Here is a 24,674-nt window from a genome sequence, read left to right on the forward strand (position 1 = left end):
TCCTCCTGATACTAATTTTGTTACTCATTATTTCTCTATAAACCATATAACGTCTAGTAACTTGTCTCTGTTCACACCTTGGACTGACAACATAGGGAGGCGAGTGTAATGCATGATTATATTAAGGAACGCACATTAAAAATTGGGAAACATATCGTTGAAACAAAGAAAACCGTTCGAGTCATTGCAAAAGAATTCGGTGTGTCCAAAAGCACTGTGCATAAAGACTTAACCGAACGATTACCGGAAATACACCCGGAACTGGCGAATGAAGTAAAGGAAGTCCTGAGCCACCACAAAGCGATCAGGCATTTGCGCGGTGGAGAAGCAACGAAGATGAAGTACCAGTTGCATGGGAAAAAAGAACCTCCAAAACCTGAAGACACAGATCAGCTCTTATTGAATAAATAGAAGCCAAATGATCCTCTCCTATTACATAACTTCTATCCATGTATATATATATCCACTAATTGACGAATTCCAGCAGAATAAAAGTAAAATTCTTTCCTTTTTTCTACAAAATTAGTAACTAATTATTTTATTTTGTGCTATTATATATATTTAGAGGCATTGTGTTCTACTATGAAAATTAGTGACTTTTGACATATACGGTACGGATACGAAGCAATTAGTAAGCAGGGAGGATCAAATAACATGTTTTCAAGGGATATTGGTATTGATTTAGGTACAGCGAATGTACTTATTCATGTAAAAGGAAAAGGTATCGTACTAGATGAACCGTCTGTTGTTGCGATGGATCGTAACACTGGGAAAGTTCTGGAGGTAGGGGAAGCGGCCAGGCGAATGGTTGGTCGTACACCTGGTAATATTGAAGCAATTCGTCCATTAAAAGATGGGGTTATCGCAGATTTTGATGTAACGGAAGCGATGTTAAAATATTTTATCAATAAAATTAATGTAAAAGGCTTTTTATCAAAACCGAGAATGCTAATCTGTTGCCCGACTAACATTACGAAAGTCGAACAAAAGGCAATTAGAGAAGCAGCTGAGAAATCTGGCGGCAAGAAGGTTTATTTAGAGGAAGAGCCTAAAATCGCAGCGATCGGTGCTGGAATGGATATATTTCAACCAAGTGGTAATATGGTTGTAGATATTGGCGGTGGTACTACTGATATCGCTGTATTATCAATGGGAGATATCGTAACAGCCCAATCGGTCAAAATGGCTGGAGATAAATTTGATTCTGAAATTCTTCAATATGTTAAAAAGAAATATAAATTATTAATTGGTGAACGAACGGCAGAAGATATTAAGGTTAACGTGGCAACAGTGTTCCAAGGTGCACGCAATGAAGAAATCGATATTCGCGGACGTGATATGGTGAGCGGGTTGCCAAGAACGATTACGATCTATTCAGAAGAAGTCGAAGAAGCATTACGAGAGTCCATTGCACTTATTGTTCAAAGTGCTAAGACAGTTTTAGAAAAAACACCACCGGAATTGTCAGCAGATATCATTGACAGAGGTGTTATTTTAACAGGTGGCGGTGCGTTATTAAACGGACTGGATCAGTTATTAGCAGAAGAGTTAAGAGTACCAGTTCTATTAGCGGAAGAGCCAATGAGCTGTGTAGCCAAAGGTACTGGCATTATGTTAGATAATATTGATAAATTAGAGAAATCAATTGTTTAATTATTGTACATACTTTCTGGAACGTACATAAGAACGAAATTTCATTGAAATAAGAGGTGTCCAAATAATGTTAAGAGGATTCTATACAGCAACAACCGGGATGATGGCACAGCAGCGTAAACAGGAAGTTCTTTCCAACAATATGACAAATGCTCTGACACCTGGTTATAAACAAGATCAAACAGCATTGCGAGCATTTCCCGAGCTTTTAATTCAACGTATGGAAAATCAGAATATACCTGCAAGTACACAGAGCAAAGTGAGAACAATGACAGAAATAGGTGCCATTAATACAGGGGTATATGTCCAAGAGACAATTCCTGATTTCGCCCAGGGAACATTACAACAAACGGAGATGACCACAGATTTTGCATTAGTACAAGGGGAAACACCTGATGAAAATGGTTCTGTCTTTTTCACTGTTCAAAACGGTGAAGGAGAGGTACGTTATACGAGAAATGGTAATTTCACTGTTGATGGAGAAGGCAACTTAACGACAAACCAAGGCTTTTATGTGTTAGATACAAATGGCAATACGATTAATACAGATGGTTTGGAATTTGAACTAACTCCAGAAGGTATTCTCCAATTAGATGGCGGGGCACAAATTCCGCTGGGATTAGCTTACAGCAATGATGCCAACCAGCTGCAGAAAAATGGTGACGATCTTCTTGAATTAGGGGAAGGTGCTGATCCACTAGTTGATGCCAGGGCAACAGCTGGTTTGCAATTTAATGTGCAGCAAGGCTATTTAGAGAATTCGAATGTGGATACATCCGAAACAATGACGGCAATGATGGAAGCCTACAGAGCATTTGAAGCAAATCAAAAAGTCATTCAGGCATATGACCGAAGCTTAGATAAAGCAGTGAACGAAATTGCCAGGTTAAGTTAATGAAGGGGGACCTGTACATCGATGAGTAGAATGTCAATTCAAGCATCTGTTACAATGGGACAATTACAGCAAAAAATAGACACAATTGGAAATAATATTGCTAACTTAAATACACATGGTTATAAGAATCGAGAAGTAAATTTCTCTTCATTGCTGACACAGCAAATAAATGCAGAAGAAGTAAATGACCAGAGACTTACACCAGACGGTATTCGAGTAGGTGCAGGGGCAAGATTGGGACATACCAACCTTAATTTGAAACAGGGTTCGCTTCAGGATACTGGCCGGGCACTTGATGTTGCGTTAATGAAAGAAAATCAGCTTTTCCAAATTAGTGTGGTGGAAAATGGGATTCAGGAAACCAGATATACAAGAGCTGGTAATTTTTATTTGACCCCGACAGAGGCAGAGGGCCAGTCCATGCTTGTGACAAGTGACGGCAATCCAGTGATTGGGAATAATGGTCCGATTATTTTAGCAGATAATATGGAGGACTTGAAGATCAATGAAAACGGACAGATTGAAGTAACACGTAATGGTGTCCAGCAAGTAGAAGGACAACTTACTATCGTGGAAGCCATTCGTCCAAGAATGTTAGAAGCAACAGGTGACAATATGTTTCGTTTATCTGCAGACTCTCTTGCAAATTATAATGAAGCGGAAATTATTCAGGAAGTTGCTCAGCAGGATATTCAGGTAAAAAGCGGCGCATTAGAGGCATCTAATGTGGATTTATCTGAACAGATGTCAGAGTTAATACAAACACAACGAGCGTACCAATTTAATGCAAAAAGCATTTCCATGCATGATCAAATGCGCGGGTTAATTAATCAGCTGCGCTAGTTATTGAAGTAAGGAGCCATTTCAATGTCTAAGGAAATTAAATCAGAACAACCAAAAAATAAGCCAAATAAACGTGCTGAAGTAAAAAGGCGCACAGAAAAAACAGCTGAAAGCGGAGAAAAACGGCGTCAGAAATCGCAAGATAAACAGTATATTCGTCGTCTGATCCCTGTATGGCTGAAATTGTTAATCGTTTTAGTGCTAAGTTTATTTGCACTTTTCATTGGGCTAATCGTCGGATTTAGTATACTTGGAGATGGCAAGCCTTTAGACGTACTCCGCTTCGAAACATGGCAACATATCATAGATTTCGTGCGAATCGAAAAGTAAAAGCCCGACCGGTTGGTTGGGCTTTCTGTTTGTATAAAATATATCATCTATCCTGTCACAAATGCCTTCCTTAGTGAAATAATTTCTTGCTCCATTTCTTCTGTATCATCTAATTGTTCATTTAATGCTGTCTTCATATTAATGATATGCTGGTTTGTTACTTCTGTATTGTTCGCAAGCTTATCCATTGTTGCAGTAATTTCCGTGCTTGATTCTGCTATCGAGTGTGTTTGTTGATTGATTTGTTCGGTATGTTCAATATTCTCTACAATTTGGTCAACCATTTCGGTGAATCCATCATTTATTGTTAAGATTTGCTTTGCTTCTTTATGTATATTCTCTGCACGGTTTTCCGTTTGGGATGCAATAATATCTACTTCTGACAAAATTCCTTCAACGGTCCCATTGATTTGATTTGTTGCTTCCACTGAGCGTTCAGCTAATTTTCGGACTTCTTCTGCCACTACTGAGAATCCTTTTCCATGTTCCCCAGCTCTTGCTGCTTCAATGGATGCATTTAGTGCTAACAAATTTGTCTGCTCGGAAATATCATTAATCAGTGTGACAATGTCTTTTATATTCCCAATTTCATCAGCTAAAGTAGTGATAGAAGTCTTCGTAGCATCTGACTGTGCTGCAATTCCTTTCATTACCTCAGAAGAGTTTTCTATTTTTGAAATGCTGTTTTCAGCTTTCTCACGCATTTTCTTGAAACTGACGGTTACCTCTTCTAATTCATTTGCAATTGTTTGAAAAGCATTGTTCATATTTTCTGTAATAGAGGTGGTTTCCTCAAATGATCGAACATTTTGTTGGGAGTATGTAGTAAGATTTTCTTGATTTTGATTAATTTTAGCTAATCCATTGGTAATTTGTTTTACTTTACTTGAAATAACCTCTGATTTTTCTTCAACAAGATTGATTTGTTCTTGCTGTGTTTTGTGATAGGTAGCTATATTTTCAAATAGACGATTCATTCTTCTGCTTAATTGGGCAATTTCATGATTATCCTTCATTCTTAGCCTTGCATCATAATCACCATTTTGAAATACTCTCATCGCTTTCTCGATATTCTTAATTGGCTGGATGATGAGATAGCGTACGAGAACACTAATGATGATAGTTGCTGTAATCACATTCATAAAATTATTGAGCCAAATGCCCACAATACCTAATTCGACACCAGTCATACTGATTAAATCGATAATTACATTTGATAGAAAGGAATTGAGCAATAGTACGACGATTAATGTAAAAACCATTCGTACTTGTAGTCTATTCCAAAAGTATACCTTATTGTTCATATTGGTAAATCCTCCTGATTATCCCCTTATTTTTTAGTGCATAGTAACCACTGAGGTTATACACATGATGTCTATAGTCCTAAAACATATTATTACTATATCAACATTTTTGGAATAATTGAAATAATCTAGCTTATTTTACAATAGGATTCTGAGCATCTTTTTGATATACTTTTTCTAGCACGATACAAGAAACCGGAAGGAGTTATTCAAATGGATATAGAACAGATTAAAGCAACCATTCCGCATCGATACCCATTTTTATTGGTTGATGCAATTAAGGAACAAGATGAGAAAAGAATTGTAGGAATAAAAAATGTCACAATAAATGAGCCATTCTTCCAAGGGCATTTCCCTGATTATCCAGTAATGCCTGGTGTCCTGATTGTCGAAGCACTTGCACAAGTTGGTGCAGTGTCCATTTTAAGTAAAGAAGAGAACAAAGGAAAAATCGGTTTTCTTGCAGGAATTGATAAATGCCGTTTTAAACGCCAAGTAAAACCTGGTGACCAGTTAACACTGGAAGTGGAAATTATCCGCATAAAAGGTCCGATCGGGAAAGGAAAAGCAATTGCGATGGTTGGATCAGAACTTGCATGTGAAGCAGAGATAACTTTTGCTGTAAAGTAATTACATAATTTTTGAAAACAAATTTCCTCCTTTCAAGCATATTCTTTCTCCATGTTGGTTATCCTAACAAGGAAGATATGTAGGAAAGGAGGATTTTACTATGGAATTTAAATACGTTAAATTTTTAGGTGTAATGCTTCTGTCAGCTGGTCTATTATTTGGTTGTGGTGGTAACAATAACGAAGAACAACCAACAGAAGAACAAGCACCTCAAGAGGAACAAGCTCCGGAAAATGGTACTACAGGAGAAGGGCAACAACAAGGACAACCTCAAGATCAGCAAGATCAGGGTGAGACACAACAAGAGCCTGACGGAAACATGGATAACAATGGTGAAGGTTTAGGTGACAGTGTCGAAGAAGGTCTTAATGAAACAGAAGAAAATATGGAAGACGCTATAGATGGCGAAGATGAGCAAGGCAACCAACAAGACCAACAAAATAAAGATGAAAATCAATAATGCTAAAAAAGCCTCCTCTCAAAGGTGGCTTTTTTCATGTGTGAGGTGAGTACCAATGATGACAGCTGAGGAACGACTTAAAGGAAGAACACCCAGCCAAAACAGCAGTCTATCCTAATCCTGAAGTTTCCATCCGAGCAAGAACCATAAAAACAGGACCGACCCAATACAAAATCAGAATCTTTGCTTCCACTACGGGAAAATGTTATATTTTCCACATACTGACTGACCGGTCATTCCGAAAAAGTGAAACCAATGAGTGAATCATTCGTATTAGAAAGTGGGGCTTGTTACACATGCATGAAAAAAAAGAAAGAATTATTGAGATAAGTATGAAATTATTCGCTGACAAAGGTTTTCATGCGACTTCGATTCAGGAAATTGTTCAAAAAGCAGATGTTTCAAAGGGGGCCTTTTACTTATATTTTGAATCCAAAGATGATTTGTTAATTGCCATTTTCGATTATTACGCAACAATTGTTTTTGAAAAGTTAGCAAAAGTAAGGGAAACCACAACAGATCCTTACGCACAGCTGGAAAAGCAAGTTGCGGAATTACTGACATTATTCCGTGATCACAAAGAGTATTTGCTCGTTCACTTTCGGGACAATATCCATATTGGCGACAAATTAGATGCCTTAATTTATCAAATACATAAACAAGGGTTTGATTGGGTGAGTGAGCAGGTTTGTGCAATATACGGGGATAAAGTGAACCACTACATTGTTGATATTGCGATTAATTTCGATGGACTAATGAATAGTTACTTTAAATGGATCGCATTACATAATTTTACGTTTAACCCGGAACTTGTGGCGAAAACCATTATTAGAAGGTTAGATGCCTTAGTTGAGGACATTCTGACTGATGAGAATTCCCCGCTGTTTACTGCCGAAGATGTTCCAAGATTAACAGATAACAGAAAAACGGATGAAATATCACAATTATCCGAACAACTTTCCGCCAAAATGGATGAAATACCATTAAACAACAAAGAAAAGCAGCAATTAATTGATGCGATTACGGTTATTAAAGAGGAAGCAGCAAAAGAAGCACCAAAGACAATCATCTTAAAAACGATGGTAGAACATATCAGACAATATGAGCAATTAAGCCAATTAAGTGAACAGTTAAGCAAAAAAATATTATAAAAAGATGGAGAGGGGACAAAAGCATGAAACGATTATTATTAATATTGATGATTACCGTATTAACACTAGTTGCATGTTCAGAAAACAAAAAGGGAGAAACAGGAGAGGCAGATCGTGTCACACCAGTTGAGACGGGTGAAGTAACAGAAGGAAATCTTGAAATGATTCGAACTTTTTACGGCCGAACAGTTCCGAACCGGACGATACCAGTAATTCCGCCAGTTGCTGGTGAAGTAACAGAATTAGAAGTGGTCAATGGCGATGAAGTAGAAGAAGGGGACACACTGGCAACTGTCCAAAGTCCACAAGGGAATATCAATATTAAAGCAACGAATGATGGAACAGTTACCCAATTATCCGCAAACGAAGGTTCCGTTGTCTCTAATCAAGAGCCATTTGCTGTTATTGTCGATTTGGAACAATTAACAGTTCAATTACAAGTACCGGATGTTCAACTGCCTTTATTTAAAAAAGGTGAACAAGTTGTCTTAAACTTAAAGAGTGCGGAAGAAGAAACACATGAAGCAACCATTGAGTATGTCGCGAAAACTGCCAATGAATCCGGTTTGTTCTCGATAGACTTGTCCTTCGATAATGCAACAACCCATTACAATGCTGGTGTGATTGCAACAGTTAATTTAAATGAAACAGTTGTCGAAAATGCGACATTAATTCCCACATCAGCATTAGTGGAATCAGATGATGAAACATATGTTTTTACAATCGAAAACGGCCAAGCGAAAAGAGTAAATGTAACTGTGCAGGCAACACAATCAGAAACAACCGCAGTGAAAGCAGAACTTAAAAAAGGTGAACAAGTAATTACAAGTGGCCACTTAACCATAACAGATGGCAGCAAAATTGAAGTAATAGGGGAGGAATAATCATGAAGATTGTTAATACATCGGTGAAACGCCCGGTTGGGGTAATCATGATTGTCCTCGCCATTATTGCAATGGGTGTTATCTCTGTTCGGAACTTAGCAATTGATCTCTTTCCTGAAATTGATTTGCCTATTGCCGTTGTTGCAACAAGTTATCCAGATGCCGCACCAACAGAAGTGGAGAACTTAGTATCCGTTCCAATCGAAGGGGCATTAAGCTCAATTGAAGGGGTAGAGACGATTCAATCACAATCACAATCAGGGTCATCCCTTGTAATTATTATGTTCCAAAATGGGACCAATCTCGATAATGCACTGTTGGAAGTCAGGGAAAGTGTTGATCAAGTAAAATCCTTCTTACCAGAGGGAGCAAATGATCCAAGTGTGTTACGTTTCAACCCGAATCAAATGCCAATTATGTGGGTTGGTTTATCAGGTGCGGATGTAGCAAAATTGCAAAATATTGCTGAAGATCAAATACAGCCATATTTTGAACGACAAGGCGGGGTTGCCTCTGTCAGCATCGAGGGTGGAGAAACCAGAGTTATTGACCTTGAATTAAATCGGTCTGCAATGAATCAGTATGGTGTGAGTCCACAGTTGATCCAGCAGGCACTTGGTGGAGCGAATCAATCCGCATCTGCCGGATCGATCCAAAAAGGGGATAAAGATCTACAATTAAGAATTGACGGTTCCTTCGATTCTGTTGACGATATTGCCAGCACAATATTAACTACACCGCAAGGCGCACAAATTTCGGTAGAAGATATCGCAACAGTTCATGATACCGTTCAGAAAAATGGTACAACCCTTGTCAACAACGAAGAATCAGTGGTTTTAAGCATTTTAAAACAATCAGATGGTAATACGGTAGAAGTTTCCGACAACATTATTTCAGCAATCGATGATCTGAAGAAAGATCTGCCATCAGACATAGAGCTGGAGCTGGTAGTAGACACCTCTCAGTTCATTAAACAATCGATCAATTCCGTTATTCAGAATATGATCTTTGGTGGTATTTTTGCATTGCTCGTCCTGTTACTATTCTTGAAAAGTTTCCGGGCAACCATTGTTATTGGTGTATCGATCCCGATTGCGATTATTTCCACATTTGTTCTATTGTATTTTACTGGTGAGACATTGAATATTTTAACAATGGGTGGTCTGGCTCTTGGTATCGGGATGATGGTCGACAGTTCGATTGTTATTCTGGAGAATATTGCCTCATACAGGCAGAGAGGTTATTCATTGAAAGAAGCTGCAACAAAAGGTGCGTCCGAATTAGCACCAGCAGTAATCGCCTCAACAACGACAACATTAGTTGTATTTCTGCCAATCGTCTTCGTTGATGGGATTGCATCAGAGTTGTTCACACCATTAGCGATTACGATTTCATTCTCATTAATTGCATCACTTATTGTTGCGGTAACATTAGTTCCAATGCTTTCATCAAAACTTTTATCAAAAATGACAGAAGGCAATGGTAGAAGGTATTGGTTTGACCGCTTCCTTGACCGGGTATCAAATGGGTATGGAAAAGTGTTAGCAAAAGCATTGAGACTTCGCAAAACAACGATTGCTGTTACGGTTGCAGCGATCATCGGAAGTTTATGTCTTATCCCGTTCATCGGTACCGCCTTTATCCCTGAAGGTGATCAAGGTCAAATAAGCATCTCTGTTGAAACACCAACAGGTACTTCAGAGGATAAAACTCTCCAAATAACTGATCAGGTTAATGAAAAGTTAGCGGAATACAATGATGTGATTGATGTTAGTTATGTGACAGTAGGCAGTGGGGATTCTTCCTCTGCAATGATGTCCGGTGCCAGCAGCGGATCGTATACGATTCAGCTCGTACCGCAGGATGAACGCACGCAATCAACGGATGAAGTTGTCCAAAAATTAGATGCCGATCTGGCAACAATTGCAGGGGCAGAAATTACTGTAAGTACAATGGGTTCCGGAATTAGTTCGGGAGATCCTATTCAGATCCAGATCTCAGGACCCGAGCATGATGTGTTAGAAGAATTAGCGAATCAAGTGTTAACAGCAATTGAAGATGTGGATGGGGTATATAATCCTTCAACATCCGTTTCAGAAACACAGCCAGAGATGAACATTATCGTCAATCGTGAATTAGCGGCACAATATGGGTTATCCTATCAGGAAGTAATGAGTCAGATACAGTTAGGCTTTACAAGTCAAACGGTGATGCAATATCGCGAAGCTGGGGATGAAAGCAATGTTCGACTCATTTATCCGGAAGAAGAAAGAACGACGATAAATGATCTAGAAAATTTGATGATCCAAAACCAGCAGGGAATGCAGGTTCCATTATTAACAATTGCCGATTTTGAACAGGAACAGAGTGCTGCAACGATTACAAGAAACAATCAACAACGCCAGGTCAATATTACATCAGAGATTGTTGACAGAGATCTTGGAAGTGTATCACAGGATATTGAAAAAGTTTTAGCTAGCATGCAATTTCCAAGTGATGAATATACGTATAGTATTGGCGGGCAAGCAGAAGATATGATCGAGGCATTTACTGACCTGGGACTTGCACTCATCTTATCGATTTTCTTAGTATATGCAGTAATGGCTGTCCAATTCGAGAATTTCCTGCATCCATTAATTATTATGTTCTCCATGCCGGCAACAGTTATTGGGGTATTTGGCGGACTGTTCCTTACAGGTCAGCCGTTGTCCATTACCGCATTTATCGGGGTGATTATGCTCGCAGGGATTGTTGTTAACAATGCGATTGTGCTGGTTGATTACATTAACATCCTCCGTAAACGCGGAATCGATCGTCATGAAGCAATAATGGAAGCAGGTAAAACAAGATTGCGCCCAATTCTAATGACAACATTAACGACAATCCTGGCAATGGTGCCACTAGCACTTGGATACGGAGAAGGTGCGGAAACACAGCAGCCAATGGCCATTACCGTTATATTCGGTTTAGCTGTTTCCAGTATATTCACACTTGTACTGATACCAGTCGTTTATACGTACTTTGACAACTTATCAGAACGGATTAAAAAAATGTTTACGAAGAAAGCATAACAGACTGTTTCATTTTTTTGCCAATAGTATTGATAGACTGGGTGGTTAAACTAGTATAAAACCACCTGGTCTGAATCCCAATCCTGTTACACTTTTGCTTAGAGTTTATCACACAAGAAATTGGGCGACATACCAATGTTTGCTAATATTTTTTTATTTTAGTTATATAGAACTGTTGATATTTATAGTATTGTTATATATAATGAATCAGAGGTTTGTGCATGCTGATTATAAATAAAAAAGAGAATACTATATTTTAACAGGAAATAGAATAATAGGAGGAACATATGGGATTTTTAGCTTTAGCCGTCACATTTTTAGTAGCGGTCCTTATTACACCACTTGTTATTAAGCTTGCTATTCGTATCGGTGCTGTCGATCAGCCAAACGAACGAAAAGTGCATAAGAAAGTAATGCCAAGACTGGGTGGATTAGCTATCGTATTTAGTTTCTTTCTTGGATTCCTAATTTTTACACCGTACGGCGAACAAGCATGGCCAATTATTGTCGGTGGGTTAATTATTACAATTGTCGGATTTTTAGATGACTTATTCCAATTACCAGCAAAATTGAAATTGCTAGGCCAGGTAGCGGCAGCTGTTGTTACAGTAGCTGGCGGTATTCAAATGGATTTTATCATCGTACCGTTTGGGGATAGAATCGATTTTGGTTATTTAACCATACCAATTACAATAATTTGGATTATAGGGATAACAAATGCAGTTAATTTAATAGATGGATTAGATGGCTTGGCAGCAGGTGTTTCATCGATTGTATTAATGACAATCTCCGGAATGGCATTAATGATGGGGAACACATTCGTTGCATTCGTTGCCTTCTTATTACTTGGAAGTACATTAGGATTTTTAGTATATAACTTTAACCCTGCCAAAATATTTATGGGTGATACAGGCTCATTATTCCTTGGCTACATGATTAGTGTTTTATCAATTATGGGGTTATTCAAAAACGTAACATTCTTCTCCATCATGGTACCGATTATCGTTTTAGGTGTACCAATCCTGGATACAATGTTAGCAATTATCCGTCGTGCTATCCAACGTAAGCCGCTAATGGCGCCAGACAAATATCACTTACACCATTGCTTAATTCGATTAGGTTTCTCTCATAAAGAAACAGTAATCTTCATATATGCATTAAGCTGTCTGTTCAGTGCTGCGGCGATTATCTTTACACGCTCAACAGTATGGGGATCTGCCATAACATTATTCTTATTACTCATTCTGATCGAAATCATCATCGAAGTAACAGGATTAATCAGTGAAAAATATCGACCGTTACTATCATTAGTAGATAATATGAAAAAACGTTCATAAATAAGAAAGCCTGTGATCATTAGGAATGATCACAGGCTTTTTTTAATATTCAGAGTCAGGTATAGCATAAGGGATTCTCAGCAATAAGCTTTAGAAGGGGATTTCGTGTTATTATTGCGATTAAGTACAAATGTCAGCAGAGAAGGAGCAGATTTAGTATTCATACTGCGATTAAGTACAAATATCAGCAGAGAAGAAAGCAGATTTAGTATTAAAAGTGCGATTAAGTACAAATGTCAGCAGAGCAGAGAGCAGATTTGGTATTCATACTGCATTTAAGTACAAATGACAGCAGAGCAGAGAACAGATTTAGTATTAAAAGTGCGATTAAGTACAAATGCCAGCAGAGGAGAGAGCAGATTTGGTATTCATAGTACGATTAGGTACAAATGTCAGCAGAGCAGAAAGCAGATTTGGTATTAAAAGTGCGATTAAGTACAAATGCCAGCAGAGTAGAGAGCAGATTTGGTATTAAAAGTGCGATTAAGTACAAATGCCAGCAGAGAAGAAAGTAGATTTAGTATTAAAAGTGCGATTAAGTACAAATGTCAGCAGAGCAGAGAGCAGATTTGGTATTCATACTACGATTAAGTACAAATGCTAGCAGAGGAGAAAGCAGATTTGGTATTCATAGTGCGATTAAGTACAAATGTCAGAAAGAAAGAGACTAGATTTCTTCTTACTACCGTGATCAAGCATTTCGCGTTAAGATTGTGACAAAGCCAGCAAATCACTATCTTAGCAGAAACTTCAGTAGAAAAACTAATAATAGCTACACCTTAATCGAATGAAAAAGCCAGGCCCCAAGAAAGGACCCGGCATAGTTCCACACTTTATTCAAATGTCTTAATCGCCATCTCAGCAGTCTCTACAGCTTTAGCCTGCTGAATAACAGCTCTATCCTTCAATAACTGCTGCACATCATCCAATTCCGCCAATTGGCGCTTCACCATCTCAAGCAATGAAGACTCATCCCAATTGCCATGATTCACATGCCCGCCAACAGGCTGATCCATCAACTTCGCAAAAGAATCCACTTTCGGATCATAACTAAGTGCAACAAACGGTGTATAAACAATACTGGCAAAGATCAGCGAATGAAGTCTCATCCCAATCAGCAAGGCAGACTCACGAATCACTGCAATCTTCTCTTCCATTGGGATATCTGCTGTCATCACATAACTATCCTTATCCATCAGACCCGCAACCTCTTTCGAAGTCTGATAATCCTCCTCACCATGGAATGGAACAAACACAACCGAATATCCCTCACTGACAAGCCCGTCCAAACACCCGGCAATTCGCTCCTTAAACGGCTGATCAGAAGGCCAATCCCTCACACTTACTGTCACAAACGGACCAGTAATACCGGCACGCTCCACCCATTTACTTGAAAAAGTCCGAGCATCAAGGCCAAATACGGGGTCTGGTACAATGATCGAATCCTTTTTTAATCCAAGTGATGTTAATAATTGTTGCGAGTCATGATCCCTCACTGTAATTTGATCCACTTTGTTCAATGTAGATTTCACGATCCATTTACTTATCGGATGATCGACAGGACCAATGCCTTGAGAGTAGACGAAGACAGGCTTTTTATGCCATTTCGCGATTCTCATGATCCCGGAATAATAGGGAACAGACTTCATGCTTGTCTTATCCTGGAGAAGACTGCCGCCGCCGCTGATTAATCCATCTGCTGTTTTTAATGCATTACTTACATCTTTCAGCTTCCAGCGGTTCACTGCCTGCACTTGATGTTTGCTCGCAGTAGAACGGGGATCATTAGACAGGACAGTCAAGTCGATCCCTTGATTGATCTCACGCAATGATTGAATGATAGCTGTAAGTATTGCTTCATCGCCTTCATTGTTAAAACCGTAATAACCTGATAATACAACATGCATTCTAGCCATCACCCTGCCTTTATAATCGTCGTTACTTTACGATAGATCCACCGATAAATGAAGATAAGTACCAGACCAAGCAAAAATCCTAACACTAAACTGTACACGGTACGCACTAAAGAAATATAGACTGGTATATGCAAATGGGAGAATGTATTAACAATCGACAGGAAGCCAATACTTCCAGGTATTAATAAGAACCGTCCCCATTTTTCATGTTGTCCCATCACATATAAACCAAATACAAACAATGGGATTCCAATAAGGAATTCTTTCGTTCTTGGACGTACATATAATAACTCTTCTAATTTCTGACGGAAGAGGATTTCGAAATCCGAGGCAACCCCTGCATTACCGGTTCGGGTAATATAGTAATAGAGAATACCGCCTGCAATCGCTAATACAATTAAATGCCAATACTTTACTTGTGTGTTCACAATTTTCGAGAGGAGCTTGCTTAACTCTAAGGCAGAGCTTTTTCTCACATTATGATACATTCCGGCAATTGGTTTTGCCAATGCCCACAATGCAACAACAACCATTGGCACCACATAGATTAGAATGACACCTCTAAACTGAGCAAACCCTGTAATAAATTCATTGCCATTTAATATTCCAATCATAATGGCAATACCTGCAAAACTGATCGCAATCGACTTTAGATAAATCCATGCAATCTGCTTCAGTCCGCCAGTCACTTTCCTGACAGGAATCGTCGCAAAAATTGCGGTTAATAATGCAATGCCTAATGCATATCCCTGTAATAACATGGTCATATTTGTAACAAGATACCCAACTGTTAATATAGCAGTAACAGCTACCCCGGCAATGCGGATCCAGATCACTTTAATAAACTCTAACGCAAGAAATGTAAAGCCAATCCCAGCTAATAATACAGCGATCGTTGACCATAATGGTACATTAATTTCATCAAATGGTTCAGGTTCCCCTAAACTGAATTGCCCGGGCATATGCTGTTGCACCCGTTTTAAAAATGTCGTCGTCGCTTCTAGATTTTCATATGCTTCGCCATCTGTTGCCACATGAATAAATAATGAACGAATATTTCTCTCTTTCACAGCCCGAACAGCACGATCAACAGATGTTGCGATCGATTTTTCAACAGACATACTATGAAGACGGATAAAATCAAAATTATTTGTATAGGCAAAGGTAGGCATCCCTAACTGGTTGACTAATTCAATCGAATAGAAATTATAACCAGCCTGCTCTAATTGTGCAGTATAATTTTTCATTTTATTGGAATCAGGATAGCCAATCACTTCATCACCGGAGAATAATAAGGTAGAAATCTGGTCATCCTTCAAATGAATCAAGTCTTCAATAATCTTGCCATTACTTGGTCCTTGATTCTCAATCCGTACTACATAATCAAAGCCGTAATCTTTCACTTCATTAATTAGTGCTTCATTATATCCGAGATACGATTCATAAACAGAATTGGAATCTAATGTACCTTCTGTTTCAGATGCTGCTTCATCTTCCGGATTTTCACTATCCACCACTTGTTCTTGATCGTCTTCTGTTACTGAATCTTCGGTTTGATTTGGTTCATCAATAAAATAAAGTCGCTCAGAACCGACAGTAATTTCCGTTGGCTGAAAGAACTCTTTAATTTTTCCATCATAATAAGGATCTTCCGGTACCGTAATATAAAATCCTGTCTCATCATCCAGAAGTTCGTTTGGATCCTCGTGGAATCGAATAATATCTCTTAATTCTTTCACTTCATATTTACTTATAATATCTTGCCGAGCCCATTTGGATAAAGAATCAGGTTCAAAGGATATTGTCGTCAAACCAGCTTCCTGTAACTCTGTTAATATTTCATCAAGATCCATACTTTCATCTTTCGATAATTCATATATTTCTTTGAACGGAATAATCATATTATATGTATTGCTATTCGTTTCCGTTTCCCATCTTTCGATTATCCCAGGAATAGCAGCTAGAATAAGAATAATTGTTACAATCCATACCCATCTTTTTAATTTAAACAACGTGTTACTTCCTTTCCTTTTATTATAGGTTGTAAATTTTCCTTTGTTTTAATGAAGAATGATATGCTTTTATCGTTTAATCTCTTCACACGATATTATAACAGATATATTAGGGAATAGGATAGGTTGATTTAGATTGAAAATTCTATTAAAATAATGTAAGAAAAAACAAGTAAGAGAGGAACAATGTAGTAATCCGTAATGAAATAGTAGCAGAGCAAAGTCAACATTTAGGCAATATTGCAAAAATTGAAAATAATTGAGGAAATCTATTTACTTTATTAAATAGTTTTGTTAGAATATTTTTAGCTTTTGACATCTAGAGTAGGTATGAAATACTATAATGACATCTTTTCGTAATCATTTTTGTTCATTTACCAGCATATTTCAACCGCTTCAAAACTGTTAAAAGTTGTAAACTTATTAATCTATAAAATTAGCGAAAATACTTGACATTAGTCGGTGCACTAAGTAAACTGATTAGTGAAGGAAATTTTTGCTTAATTTTTACTTTTCTAAGAAACTGTTTTCATCTCTTTTTACATAGGTTAATAGTTTCAGAGAGTAAAGTAAGTAATATTTTTGTATAATACAAGGAGGAATTTTTAAATGGCTATTTCTAAAAAGTCTAAAGTATTTGCAACATCTATCACAGCAGCTGTTGCAGCTACTGCTGTAGTACCGTCTGTTGCAGCTGCATCACTAACTGACGTAACACCTAACGATTATGCAGCTGATGAAATTATTGCACTAGTTGAAGCTGGTGTTATCACTGGTTACGAAGATGGTTCTTTCAAACCAGGTAACCAAGTAACTCGTGCGGAAGCATCTGTAATGCTTTCTAAAATACTAGAACTTGATGTTGATTCTGCTGCTGATGCAGGATTCTCTGATGTAGATTCTGATGCATGGTATGCGAAGTATGTAAATGCACTTGCAAACGAAGGTATCATCAAAGGTTTCACTGACGGAACTTTTGATCCATCTGGAACTTTAACTCGTGCTGAGTTCGCTGTAATGGTTGTAAAGGCATATGATATCGAAATTACTAATGCTAACCATTCTTTCAATGATGTTCCACAGGGTGTTTGGTATACTGATTATGTTGAAACACTTTTCGCTAATGAGCTTATTAAAGGTGTTAGTGTAGACAGATTTGCTCCAGATCTAAACATCAAACGTGCTGACTTTGCTAGATTGTTAGCAAATGCAGATTATGAGTATGGTACACTTTTAAATAGTTTATTAGACTCTGGTGTATATAGTGTAAGTGCGGACAATCCAAAAATTCTAAGTGTAACTGGTAAAAACCTTGATAAACTTAGTGCTGAAGATGTAACTGTAGAAGGTAACACAGTACTAGGATTCAACGCTTCAGCAAATGGAGAAACAGCTACTGTAACACTTGAAACACCTTTAGTAGATGGTCAAGAGTACAATGTAACTCTTAAGACAGACGAAGGTACTCAAGAATTTACAGTGAAATACACTTTCACTCTTGCAAGTGTAGCTATCACAACTCCTACAATTGAGGCTAATAAAGATAAACAATTCTTACAAGTAACGCTTAATGGCACAGTTACAGACTTATCTACAATTGACTCACTTGGATATGAGATTGAATTCCAAGCTGACAAAGATGTATTTGTAGGTGAAGACGCTATGGGCAATCCAATCACTACTAATACTTCTGCTACAGGAGAAATTGATGAAACAGTAGCTGAAACAGAATTAAATAAGTCATTTAATGTAAAAGCTGTCCTTACAAAAGATGGTAAGACTGCAGAGTCTGAAACAGTTACTGTGAAGGTAGTAAGTTCAGCAACTCCTGCAATTGGTAATATTGTACTTGAAACTAGTAACTTAGAATTAACGAAAGATATAGTTTCTACAAAAGATACTGCTGTAGCAGTTAAAGAAGTTGTTTCTAATACTGGTGATGTTATTAATACATCTGGTATCTCGTCATATGCTTCTTCAAATCCTGAAGTTGCAACAATTAATGCATCTACAGGTGAGATTGCACCTATTAAAGCAGGTAAAACAACTATTACTGTAACTGCTGGAAATGTTACTTATTCTAAATCAATTACAGTTGTTAACGAAGAGCGTGTTGCAACTAAAGCAACTGCTAACACTGCTACTGTAGCTCCAGGTGCATCATTCACAACTAATGTAGCAATCACTGACCAATTCGGTGAAAAAGTAGAGGCAACTGATATTACTGCAGCTAATATTGAGGTATCAGAAGTAACTGGAGAAACAAACGTAACTGCTGATTTTGCTGCAGCAGAAGATGGTAAATTACCAGTAACAATCGCTCCTGCAACAGATGCAGCTGCTGGTTCATATACAGTAGTTGTTAAAGATTTAACTACACTTAAAAACCTTGGCCAATTCACTGTAAGAATTTCAAGTGATAATGTTGCTGATAATTATAAATTAGAAGTAGCGGATTCATCAAATGGTATTGCTAACTTAGCTGGAGATAATACTGTAGAATTAAATGCAAATGAATTCACTAAAAGTGGTGGCTTCTTACGTACGTTAGACAGTGGTGACGGTGATATCGCTAGTTTTGAAGTAGTATCAGCAAATCCAACTATTGCTACTGTTGTTGCAGCTCCTGACGCAAACGGAATAATCGAGGTAACAGGTGTGAAAGTTGGATCTACTCAAATCGTCTTGAAGAAAGATGGAATTCAAGTAGCAACTGCAACTATCACAGTTAAAGAAGAAGCTCCTGTAATTACTTCCATTCAGTGGAAAAACAGTGGTGGTACGATCTCTAATATAGGAGAAGAAATCACTTTTGAAGATGTATTTACAGTTACATCGACAGCTGCTGGTGTAGATCCTATTATTGAAGGTGTTAATTTATCAGAAAATACAACTTCAAAAGTTCGTATTGATACTACGGCAACTGGTACTACAGCTGCGCCAGTATTATATCTAGATACGGATGATAGTGGTGTATTCGATGCAGATGATGTGTATCTAGGTGAGCTTGGTGTTAGATTGGCAGACCCATCAAATACTGACTTAGCTTTAGCTGGTACGCTTGACTGGACAAACAATATTCTTTCTGGTCCTACAGCTATTGGTGACAAGGGGCAGTTAGTATTTACTGTAACAGATAACGATACTAATGCTACAGTAAGAGCATCATCTACACTTAACATTGATGTAAACTAATAAATTATTTGAAACATAGAGATATGGATCTCGAGTTTCAACAAGAAAGTCTCGTAGGGCAAATAGCCTTGCGAGACTTTTCTTTTATCTTCGGCTTATCTCCAAGTTCCCCCAATATGAGGTTTCATAAAATCACCATGATTATTTTCAAAACAGTATGTTTTTTTAATAAGAATCTAATAACTTACATTTAACAAAAAGGAAAAGGTTAAATAACAACAGGATCAATCGATAAAAAAACACTCCGTGTATAACTTATATTCCTAATAATATTTAATTTTATAGAATGGTGCAATTATGTATCATTGCGAGAGAAAAAGTAAAACAGGAATTTCTACCAAGGAGAATAAATGAGTACCATTATTATTAAGGATAAGATAAATATCCTAAAAAATTCCTGTCAGGAGTACTTCCAGTTATATCAATATTACTCAACAAACACCCTTAAGATAGAATGTATTCATCATCCAATCCATCAAGTAGTTATAACCCCCTTCCATATCAACACTGGGAAAATGTAGCGAATTTATCTATAGAAAATACATTCCCAAGGAATGCTTATCTATGCCTCAACAGCGCCTCTGACTAATTCTTTCGATCCATTACTATGTTCAATGAAAATAGTAAGAGCATGTAATAAATTTGTATGGAACCTTTTTATAACCATAATAAAAGCTTAAGTAATATTCCTCCCGTACTTATATAAAAGGTACAAAAAAACGGATTTTCATAGAGAAAACGCCATATTTTATTACCATTTCACAGAATTTCACATAATCTCCTTTAAATACGGCAGGATGCATATTGTATTTCCTTTTCCTATCCTATGAAGTAAGATTTCTTATTTTAAAGGATGAGGTGAATCAAATGGCAAATCCGCAAGTAGAAGAAGGGTATATTCGTATTGCAAATGATCTATGGAATGAGGTATTACGCCGGAATTTTTCCAAACGACAGTTAAATATTATCTATTTTATCTGGCGCTTGTCGTATGGCACAGGTCAAAAAGCCTGTACTATTCCCACACTGAAAAAGTTTGAACTAGCTGGGATACATAAGCAGGATATTCGAAAGGAGTTAAGATTTCTAACTGAGTGTGCTGTGCTGGATTGGAATGAAGTAACAATGGTATTTGCCATCAATAAAGATTATCATCAATGGCAAATCACCCCACATACGAACTGGGACGCTGATCAATTTAATGATTTAATTGCTGTGAATATCAAGCGCAAATCTTCCGCTGAACCTGCTAAAAAGGTTCGTAAACTGCGAACACCAATAAATAGTAAGGCTCGTAATATACGAACGGATCGACAGGAAAAGGTAAGTAATCCACGAATCGGCACCTTCGTAAAACACGTATCGCAAAATAGCCGGAACCCAGTCATTGCAAAGGATTCAGCTTCCGTAAAGACATCTTTAAAGACAGTAAAGAAGAAAGACATAAAAGAATATAATAATAATAACGCCCGATTTCATGAGGTGATGAATTTTTACCGGAACAATTTACAAAAAGGCAGCACAGATTCTCCGTTTAACTCTGAGTTACTCAGACAATGGTATGACGAATTTGGGGATGAATTATTGCTCGCCGCAATGAAAGTCGCTGCCAAACGAGAAGCAAAAGGGGTCAATTACATCGAGAGTGTTTTGTACAACTGGAAAGATGCCGGGATCACAACAATAGAAGCTGCCAGACAATATGAAAAACAGTTCCATTCCAAAAAGCAAAAGACCCAACAGCGATCGTCGAGGGAAAATATAGTTCCAGACTGGTATGCAGACTATCGAAAAGAACACATACAAAAAAAGCTGGAACCCACACAGGAAGAGAAAGATATACTTGCAGCCAAATCTGATCGTATGCTGGCAGAATATTTAGCGAATCAAGGGTGAAGTTGAAGTAAGGTGACTGTCACTCCTCGAAGAATTTCAAAATACTGCATCTAAAAATTGCTTTCGTACAGATATTAGTAAATAAAAACGATCCCCCCTTTATAAAAGTGGATCGTTTTAAATAACGGAAATATATGTACTCCCCATATCTAGCAATTACTTCAATTGATCAAAAATAACTTTACACATACCGGTACGTTCGAATTGCGTATGAATCGTATGATACGATTGAGCCAAGATGAACTCAGTCCCATTAATAAATTGTATCGCTGTCTTGCTATTGGTTTCCAGTGGACGGATACCTCGAATCCCCTGATAGAATAACCAGATACAATCATAAGATACAGGTGACTGGGTTGGAAAAGCATAAATTAGAGTGGCTGGGTGAATCGGGATTGGCAATTTTTGAGTGTATCCTAAATGATAAGTTACCGATTGTTTCCTCCCTTCATAACTAGAGCCGTAATGAAGGCAATTTTCACGAATAACACGAAGAGGTGCCTCCGTAATGAACACCTTTTTATCTTTCTCAATTACCTTCGACTGATAAGTTAGATCATAATAAGGGAGAATGACTAAAGTGTTATTACTAATACGATACATTATTCTACCTTCCTGAATCACGATTGATGATAATCACGGTAAATCCGCTGTAATTCATTCGCATCAATTCCAATCGCCTCACATAAGGCCATCACACTTGAGAAGAATGGGCGCCCTTTTCCTTTCTCAATCTTCTCAATACCATTAATGCTTAATCCAGTCACATTAGCAATATCATCTCTCGTCATTCCTTGATTTTCGCGTTGATGTCGTATATATAGGCCAATTGCTTGATTAAATGATAAGTGTTTACTAGATTTATTATCCATGTTTCTATTTTCTTAAGCAGAGGTAGAAAAGAACACCAACTGCAGTGGGGATTGTGAACATATAATCAATCCATTATACCTATGTCTTTGCGACTACCTTTTTGTAGTAAAACTAAAAATAAGGAAAATAGTATCTAGACAACAATTTATTTCCATTCTAGTATGAAGATAGTAATTAATGCTAGGAGGTATATTCCCATTCAGCAAACAATGAGAGGAAACGTGATACAACGATATGAACAGGGCCTGGAACGGATCCAGCAATGGAAAGAAAGCCATGCCTTGTTACTGAAACGAATAAGAAAAATATATATTTGGGTTATCTGGCTTCTATTGCCTGTAGCTATTTTTTTCTGGTTGTTTCTACCGGTAAGCCGCAGTGCATTACTGGTATGGTTCTGGAGTTATTATGCATTATGGCAAGTATGGATACTTGCAAGAAGTAAAACAGTCATGTGGACTCATGTCGCGCGATTTTTTGTTGTAGGGATCTGGCTGGTCGGTCCATTATGTGCAGGCTTGTTATGGTCCTTTCATTATGTCTTTGCAGATGGTGCTGCTTCCATACAAGAGTCATGGAGTGCCGTCCTATTAGGACCGATTGTAGAAGAAGTAATCAAACTGCTGCCGCTTATAATTTTTTTATTTGTAACAGGCAAGGAACGACAACTAAGTTTAACGGATTATGCACTGTTTGGTTTTGCATTGGGAACAGGCTTTCAATTCATGGAGGAAGTCATTCGCATGTGGGTAACTTCCCGCGAATCAATGCTTGGTATGTTTATTTCTTTATTTCACAACAACTTTAAGGCGTGGGGATTTCAAGAGCTGTTTCCAGGGTACTTTGCATATGGTGATGTGATAGCAGCAGGCCATCATGTATGGACAGGCTTTGTTGCATTAGGGATCGGATTTGCCATTCATTTTCGTCACAGTCTAGGAAAATGGATGTGGTTTGTCCCCGTTTTCCTATTATTATGGTCGATATTCGAACATGCTGCTTATAATGCTCAAGTCGATTTTTTTACATCTGATGTGTTAATAAGACTCCTGCATTTCTTCACAGGAAATGGGCACGGGTATAAATGGTTATTTGTCTTTACCCTCCTCTTTGCCGTATACTTAGACTATCGAACGTTGAACAGACATAAATTATCTTTACCGCTTTTACCTCATGAAACTTTGCTGGAACCTTTAACGGAAGGAATAGAACTGATAAAAAGCATCCTGCGCAGTCCCAAAAAATGGGCAACCACGATGCTATTTCTCAGAGAACGCCGTGCGTATGGATTTGCCATTGCTTTAAAGGAGCGAGAAAAACCTCGTCAGAAGTTTCGCCATCAAGTGCATTATGCGTATCGTTTGTTAGGATTTAGTGCCCTTCTATTACTCTGCATTTCATCAGTAACCAGTATGACGATAGAAGAGCCCTACTATTTAGCAGGATTATTTGATGGTTTATCGGCATGGTGGGGAAGTTTGTCATCCTTTGAGAAAACAGGCGTGATTATTACCACAGGGGCTGCCACCTTGTTACTAACTGTAGCAACAGGCGGCGGTATTTTAGGAGCGGGCTTCACGGCTTTCGGAACAGGGATGTTAGCCAAAGATACCCTGGAAAATTCTAGGCAAATAGCCGACTTCCTGCGAGATCCGAAATCTTTTCTTAAACAATTACAGGCAGATGTCAAAGAAATGCCGCCCCAGGAACTATTGATCAAATTATCCGGTCTAGGTTTGGACTTTGCCTCCCGTCGAATACCAGGTGGAAAAGCCGGAATCGATTGGCTCTCTAACCTGCAGTCAAAATCACAACAGTTTGGAAAAAAGACGAAGATGGATGGACACGGGCAGTATGAAGGGAAACCGAAAGCATCGGTGGATGAGGATCAAGGGGGTGGCGGGGAAGGTAATAAGGGTATTACTAATGCTACTAAAAATAATTACAGAAAGTTGTATTTAGAACAATTCCCAGATTTACCTAAAAGGTGGCAAGTTCATCATACTTTACCACAAAAATACGAAACAATAATGAAAAATGCAGGAATTAATATTCATGAAGTACAACATTTAAAAGGTATAGACCCAAAAATACATTCAAAAATAACAAATGAATGGAGTAAATGGGATAAGAAGCTAGGGAGAACACCTACTTCACAAGATATAATAGATTTTGCAAATACTATTGAGAGTAAATACGGAAAGTATTGGCACAATAAATAGGA

General features: G+C 37.9%; 20 protein-coding genes. 15 read left to right on the plus strand and 5 right to left on the minus strand.

Annotation, left to right across the window (positions count from 1 at the left end; genetic code table 11):
- The first annotated feature begins 108 nt into the window (after positions 1–108).
- The 5 genes from spoIIID (at position 109) to ACFOY7_RS07340 (ending at position 3,721) form a co-directional block, all read left to right on the plus strand.
- Positions 109–411 (plus strand): sporulation transcriptional regulator SpoIIID, encoded by a 303-nt coding sequence (gene spoIIID, locus ACFOY7_RS07320; RefSeq protein ID WP_390250891.1) that lies wholly within the window; start codon positions 109–111, stop codon positions 409–411.
- A 243-nt stretch (positions 412–654) separates the two neighbouring features.
- On the plus strand, positions 655–1,653 hold the full coding sequence (mreB, locus tag ACFOY7_RS07325) for a rod shape-determining protein (RefSeq protein WP_390250893.1): 999 nt from the start codon (positions 655–657) through the stop codon (positions 1,651–1,653).
- A gap of 67 nt (positions 1,654–1,720) precedes the next feature.
- The gene (locus tag ACFOY7_RS07330) at positions 1,721–2,548 is read left to right on the plus strand and encodes a flagellar hook-basal body protein (protein ID WP_390250895.1); all 828 of its coding nucleotides are present in this window, start codon (positions 1,721–1,723) and stop codon (positions 2,546–2,548) included.
- A gap of 21 nt (positions 2,549–2,569) precedes the next feature.
- Positions 2,570–3,391, plus strand: coding sequence for a flagellar hook-basal body protein (locus ACFOY7_RS07335; RefSeq protein WP_390250897.1), 822 nt, complete (start codon positions 2,570–2,572; stop codon positions 3,389–3,391).
- 24 nt (positions 3,392–3,415) lie between these two features.
- Complete coding sequence (locus ACFOY7_RS07340) at positions 3,416–3,721, plus strand: DNA-directed RNA polymerase subunit beta (protein WP_390250899.1); 306 nt, start codon at positions 3,416–3,418, stop codon at positions 3,719–3,721.
- A 47-nt stretch (positions 3,722–3,768) separates the two neighbouring features.
- On the opposite strand, the gene ACFOY7_RS07345 is transcribed toward ACFOY7_RS07340, so the two are convergent.
- A complete protein-coding gene (locus tag ACFOY7_RS07345; RefSeq protein ID WP_390250901.1) occupies positions 3,769–5,025 on the minus strand; it encodes a methyl-accepting chemotaxis protein in 1,257 nt (418 codons plus the stop codon).
- A 213-nt stretch (positions 5,026–5,238) separates the two neighbouring features.
- Between ACFOY7_RS07345 and fabZ the strand changes: the two genes are divergently transcribed.
- The 7 genes from fabZ to ACFOY7_RS07380 all read left to right on the plus strand — a co-directional run bounded on the left by fabZ (position 5,239) and on the right by ACFOY7_RS07380 (position 13,073).
- The gene (fabZ, locus tag ACFOY7_RS07350) at positions 5,239–5,655 is read left to right on the plus strand and encodes a 3-hydroxyacyl-ACP dehydratase FabZ (RefSeq protein WP_390250903.1); all 417 of its coding nucleotides are present in this window, start codon (positions 5,239–5,241) and stop codon (positions 5,653–5,655) included.
- Between the two features lie 100 nt (positions 5,656–5,755).
- The gene (locus ACFOY7_RS07355; protein WP_390250905.1) at positions 5,756–6,115 is read left to right on the plus strand and encodes a hypothetical protein; all 360 of its coding nucleotides are present in this window, start codon (positions 5,756–5,758) and stop codon (positions 6,113–6,115) included.
- Between the two features lie 296 nt (positions 6,116–6,411).
- A complete protein-coding gene (locus ACFOY7_RS07360; RefSeq protein WP_390250907.1) occupies positions 6,412–7,266 on the plus strand; it encodes a TetR/AcrR family transcriptional regulator in 855 nt (284 codons plus the stop codon).
- Positions 7,267–7,289: 23 nt separating this feature from the next.
- Positions 7,290–8,150, plus strand: coding sequence for an efflux RND transporter periplasmic adaptor subunit (locus ACFOY7_RS07365; RefSeq protein ID WP_390250909.1), 861 nt, complete (start codon positions 7,290–7,292; stop codon positions 8,148–8,150).
- Between the two features lie 2 nt (positions 8,151–8,152).
- Positions 8,153–11,221: an efflux RND transporter permease subunit gene (locus ACFOY7_RS07370; protein WP_390250911.1), complete on the plus strand. Its 3,069-nt coding sequence runs from the start codon at positions 8,153–8,155 to the stop codon at positions 11,219–11,221.
- A 287-nt stretch (positions 11,222–11,508) separates the two neighbouring features.
- Positions 11,509–12,558, plus strand: coding sequence for a glycosyltransferase family 4 protein (locus tag ACFOY7_RS07375; RefSeq protein WP_390250913.1), 1,050 nt, complete (start codon positions 11,509–11,511; stop codon positions 12,556–12,558).
- 389 nt (positions 12,559–12,947) lie between these two features.
- On the plus strand, positions 12,948–13,073 hold the full coding sequence (locus ACFOY7_RS07380) for a hypothetical protein (RefSeq protein ID WP_390250915.1): 126 nt from the start codon (positions 12,948–12,950) through the stop codon (positions 13,071–13,073).
- A gap of 318 nt (positions 13,074–13,391) precedes the next feature.
- On the opposite strand, the gene csaB is transcribed toward ACFOY7_RS07380, so the two are convergent.
- Together csaB and ACFOY7_RS07390 are read right to left on the minus strand one after the other, a co-directional pair.
- Entirely contained in the window at positions 13,392–14,474 is a 1,083-nt protein-coding gene (csaB, locus tag ACFOY7_RS07385; protein WP_390250917.1) for a polysaccharide pyruvyl transferase CsaB, read from the minus strand.
- Positions 14,474–16,486, minus strand: coding sequence for a DUF5693 family protein (locus ACFOY7_RS07390; protein WP_390250919.1), 2,013 nt, complete (start codon positions 16,484–16,486; stop codon positions 14,474–14,476). The genes csaB and ACFOY7_RS07390 overlap by 1 nt, the downstream gene beginning before the upstream one ends.
- 609 nt (positions 16,487–17,095) lie before the next feature.
- Here ACFOY7_RS07390 and ACFOY7_RS07395 point away from each other — a divergent pair.
- Together ACFOY7_RS07395 and ACFOY7_RS07400 are read left to right on the plus strand one after the other, a co-directional pair.
- The gene (locus ACFOY7_RS07395; protein ID WP_390250921.1) at positions 17,096–19,681 is read left to right on the plus strand and encodes an S-layer homology domain-containing protein; all 2,586 of its coding nucleotides are present in this window, start codon (positions 17,096–17,098) and stop codon (positions 19,679–19,681) included.
- Positions 19,682–20,548: 867 nt separating this feature from the next.
- On the plus strand, positions 20,549–21,577 hold the full coding sequence (locus ACFOY7_RS07400) for a replication protein (protein WP_390250923.1): 1,029 nt from the start codon (positions 20,549–20,551) through the stop codon (positions 21,575–21,577).
- A gap of 156 nt (positions 21,578–21,733) precedes the next feature.
- Here the strand turns inward: ACFOY7_RS07400 and ACFOY7_RS07405 are convergent, their stop codons facing one another.
- Positions 21,734–22,180: a competence protein ComK gene (locus ACFOY7_RS07405; protein WP_390250925.1), complete on the minus strand. Its 447-nt coding sequence runs from the start codon at positions 22,178–22,180 to the stop codon at positions 21,734–21,736.
- Between the two features lie 17 nt (positions 22,181–22,197).
- Positions 22,198–22,449 (minus strand): helix-turn-helix domain-containing protein, encoded by a 252-nt coding sequence (locus ACFOY7_RS07410; protein ID WP_390250927.1) that lies wholly within the window; start codon positions 22,447–22,449, stop codon positions 22,198–22,200.
- A 162-nt stretch (positions 22,450–22,611) separates the two neighbouring features.
- On the opposite strand from ACFOY7_RS07410, the gene ACFOY7_RS07415 reads away from it, so the two are divergent.
- Positions 22,612–24,672, plus strand: a complete 2,061-nt coding sequence (locus ACFOY7_RS07415; RefSeq protein ID WP_390250929.1) for a PrsW family glutamic-type intramembrane protease — start codon at positions 22,612–22,614, stop codon at positions 24,670–24,672.
- The last annotated feature ends 2 nt before the right edge of the window (positions 24,673–24,674 follow it).

Origin of the sequence: Gracilibacillus xinjiangensis (assembly GCF_042651765.1) — a bacterium.
GTDB lineage: Bacteria > Bacillota > Bacilli > Bacillales > Amphibacillaceae > Gracilibacillus > Gracilibacillus xinjiangensis.

Coding starts and splice junctions, on each gene's coding strand:
- spoIIID (WP_390250891.1), top strand. CDS start 109: ATGCATGATTATATTAAGGAACGCACATTAAAAATTGGGAAACATATC.
- mreB (WP_390250893.1), top strand. CDS start 655: ATGTTTTCAAGGGATATTGGTATTGATTTAGGTACAGCGAATGTACTT.
- ACFOY7_RS07330 (WP_390250895.1), top strand. CDS start 1,721: ATGTTAAGAGGATTCTATACAGCAACAACCGGGATGATGGCACAGCAG.
- ACFOY7_RS07335 (WP_390250897.1), top strand. CDS start 2,570: ATGAGTAGAATGTCAATTCAAGCATCTGTTACAATGGGACAATTACAG.
- ACFOY7_RS07340 (WP_390250899.1), top strand. CDS start 3,416: ATGTCTAAGGAAATTAAATCAGAACAACCAAAAAATAAGCCAAATAAA.
- ACFOY7_RS07345 (WP_390250901.1), bottom strand. CDS start 5,025: ATGAACAATAAGGTATACTTTTGGAATAGACTACAAGTACGAATGGTT.
- fabZ (WP_390250903.1), top strand. CDS start 5,239: ATGGATATAGAACAGATTAAAGCAACCATTCCGCATCGATACCCATTT.
- ACFOY7_RS07355 (WP_390250905.1), top strand. CDS start 5,756: ATGGAATTTAAATACGTTAAATTTTTAGGTGTAATGCTTCTGTCAGCT.
- ACFOY7_RS07360 (WP_390250907.1), top strand. CDS start 6,412: ATGCATGAAAAAAAAGAAAGAATTATTGAGATAAGTATGAAATTATTC.
- ACFOY7_RS07365 (WP_390250909.1), top strand. CDS start 7,290: ATGAAACGATTATTATTAATATTGATGATTACCGTATTAACACTAGTT.
- ACFOY7_RS07370 (WP_390250911.1), top strand. CDS start 8,153: ATGAAGATTGTTAATACATCGGTGAAACGCCCGGTTGGGGTAATCATG.
- ACFOY7_RS07375 (WP_390250913.1), top strand. CDS start 11,509: ATGGGATTTTTAGCTTTAGCCGTCACATTTTTAGTAGCGGTCCTTATT.
- ACFOY7_RS07380 (WP_390250915.1), top strand. CDS start 12,948: ATGTCAGCAGAGCAGAAAGCAGATTTGGTATTAAAAGTGCGATTAAGT.
- csaB (WP_390250917.1), bottom strand. CDS start 14,474: ATGGCTAGAATGCATGTTGTATTATCAGGTTATTACGGTTTTAACAAT.
- ACFOY7_RS07395 (WP_390250921.1), top strand. CDS start 17,096: ATGGCTATTTCTAAAAAGTCTAAAGTATTTGCAACATCTATCACAGCA.
- ACFOY7_RS07400 (WP_390250923.1), top strand. CDS start 20,549: ATGGCAAATCCGCAAGTAGAAGAAGGGTATATTCGTATTGCAAATGAT.
- ACFOY7_RS07405 (WP_390250925.1), bottom strand. CDS start 22,180: ATGTATCGTATTAGTAATAACACTTTAGTCATTCTCCCTTATTATGAT.
- ACFOY7_RS07410 (WP_390250927.1), bottom strand. CDS start 22,449: ATGGATAATAAATCTAGTAAACACTTATCATTTAATCAAGCAATTGGC.
- ACFOY7_RS07415 (WP_390250929.1), top strand. CDS start 22,612: ATGAAGATAGTAATTAATGCTAGGAGGTATATTCCCATTCAGCAAACA.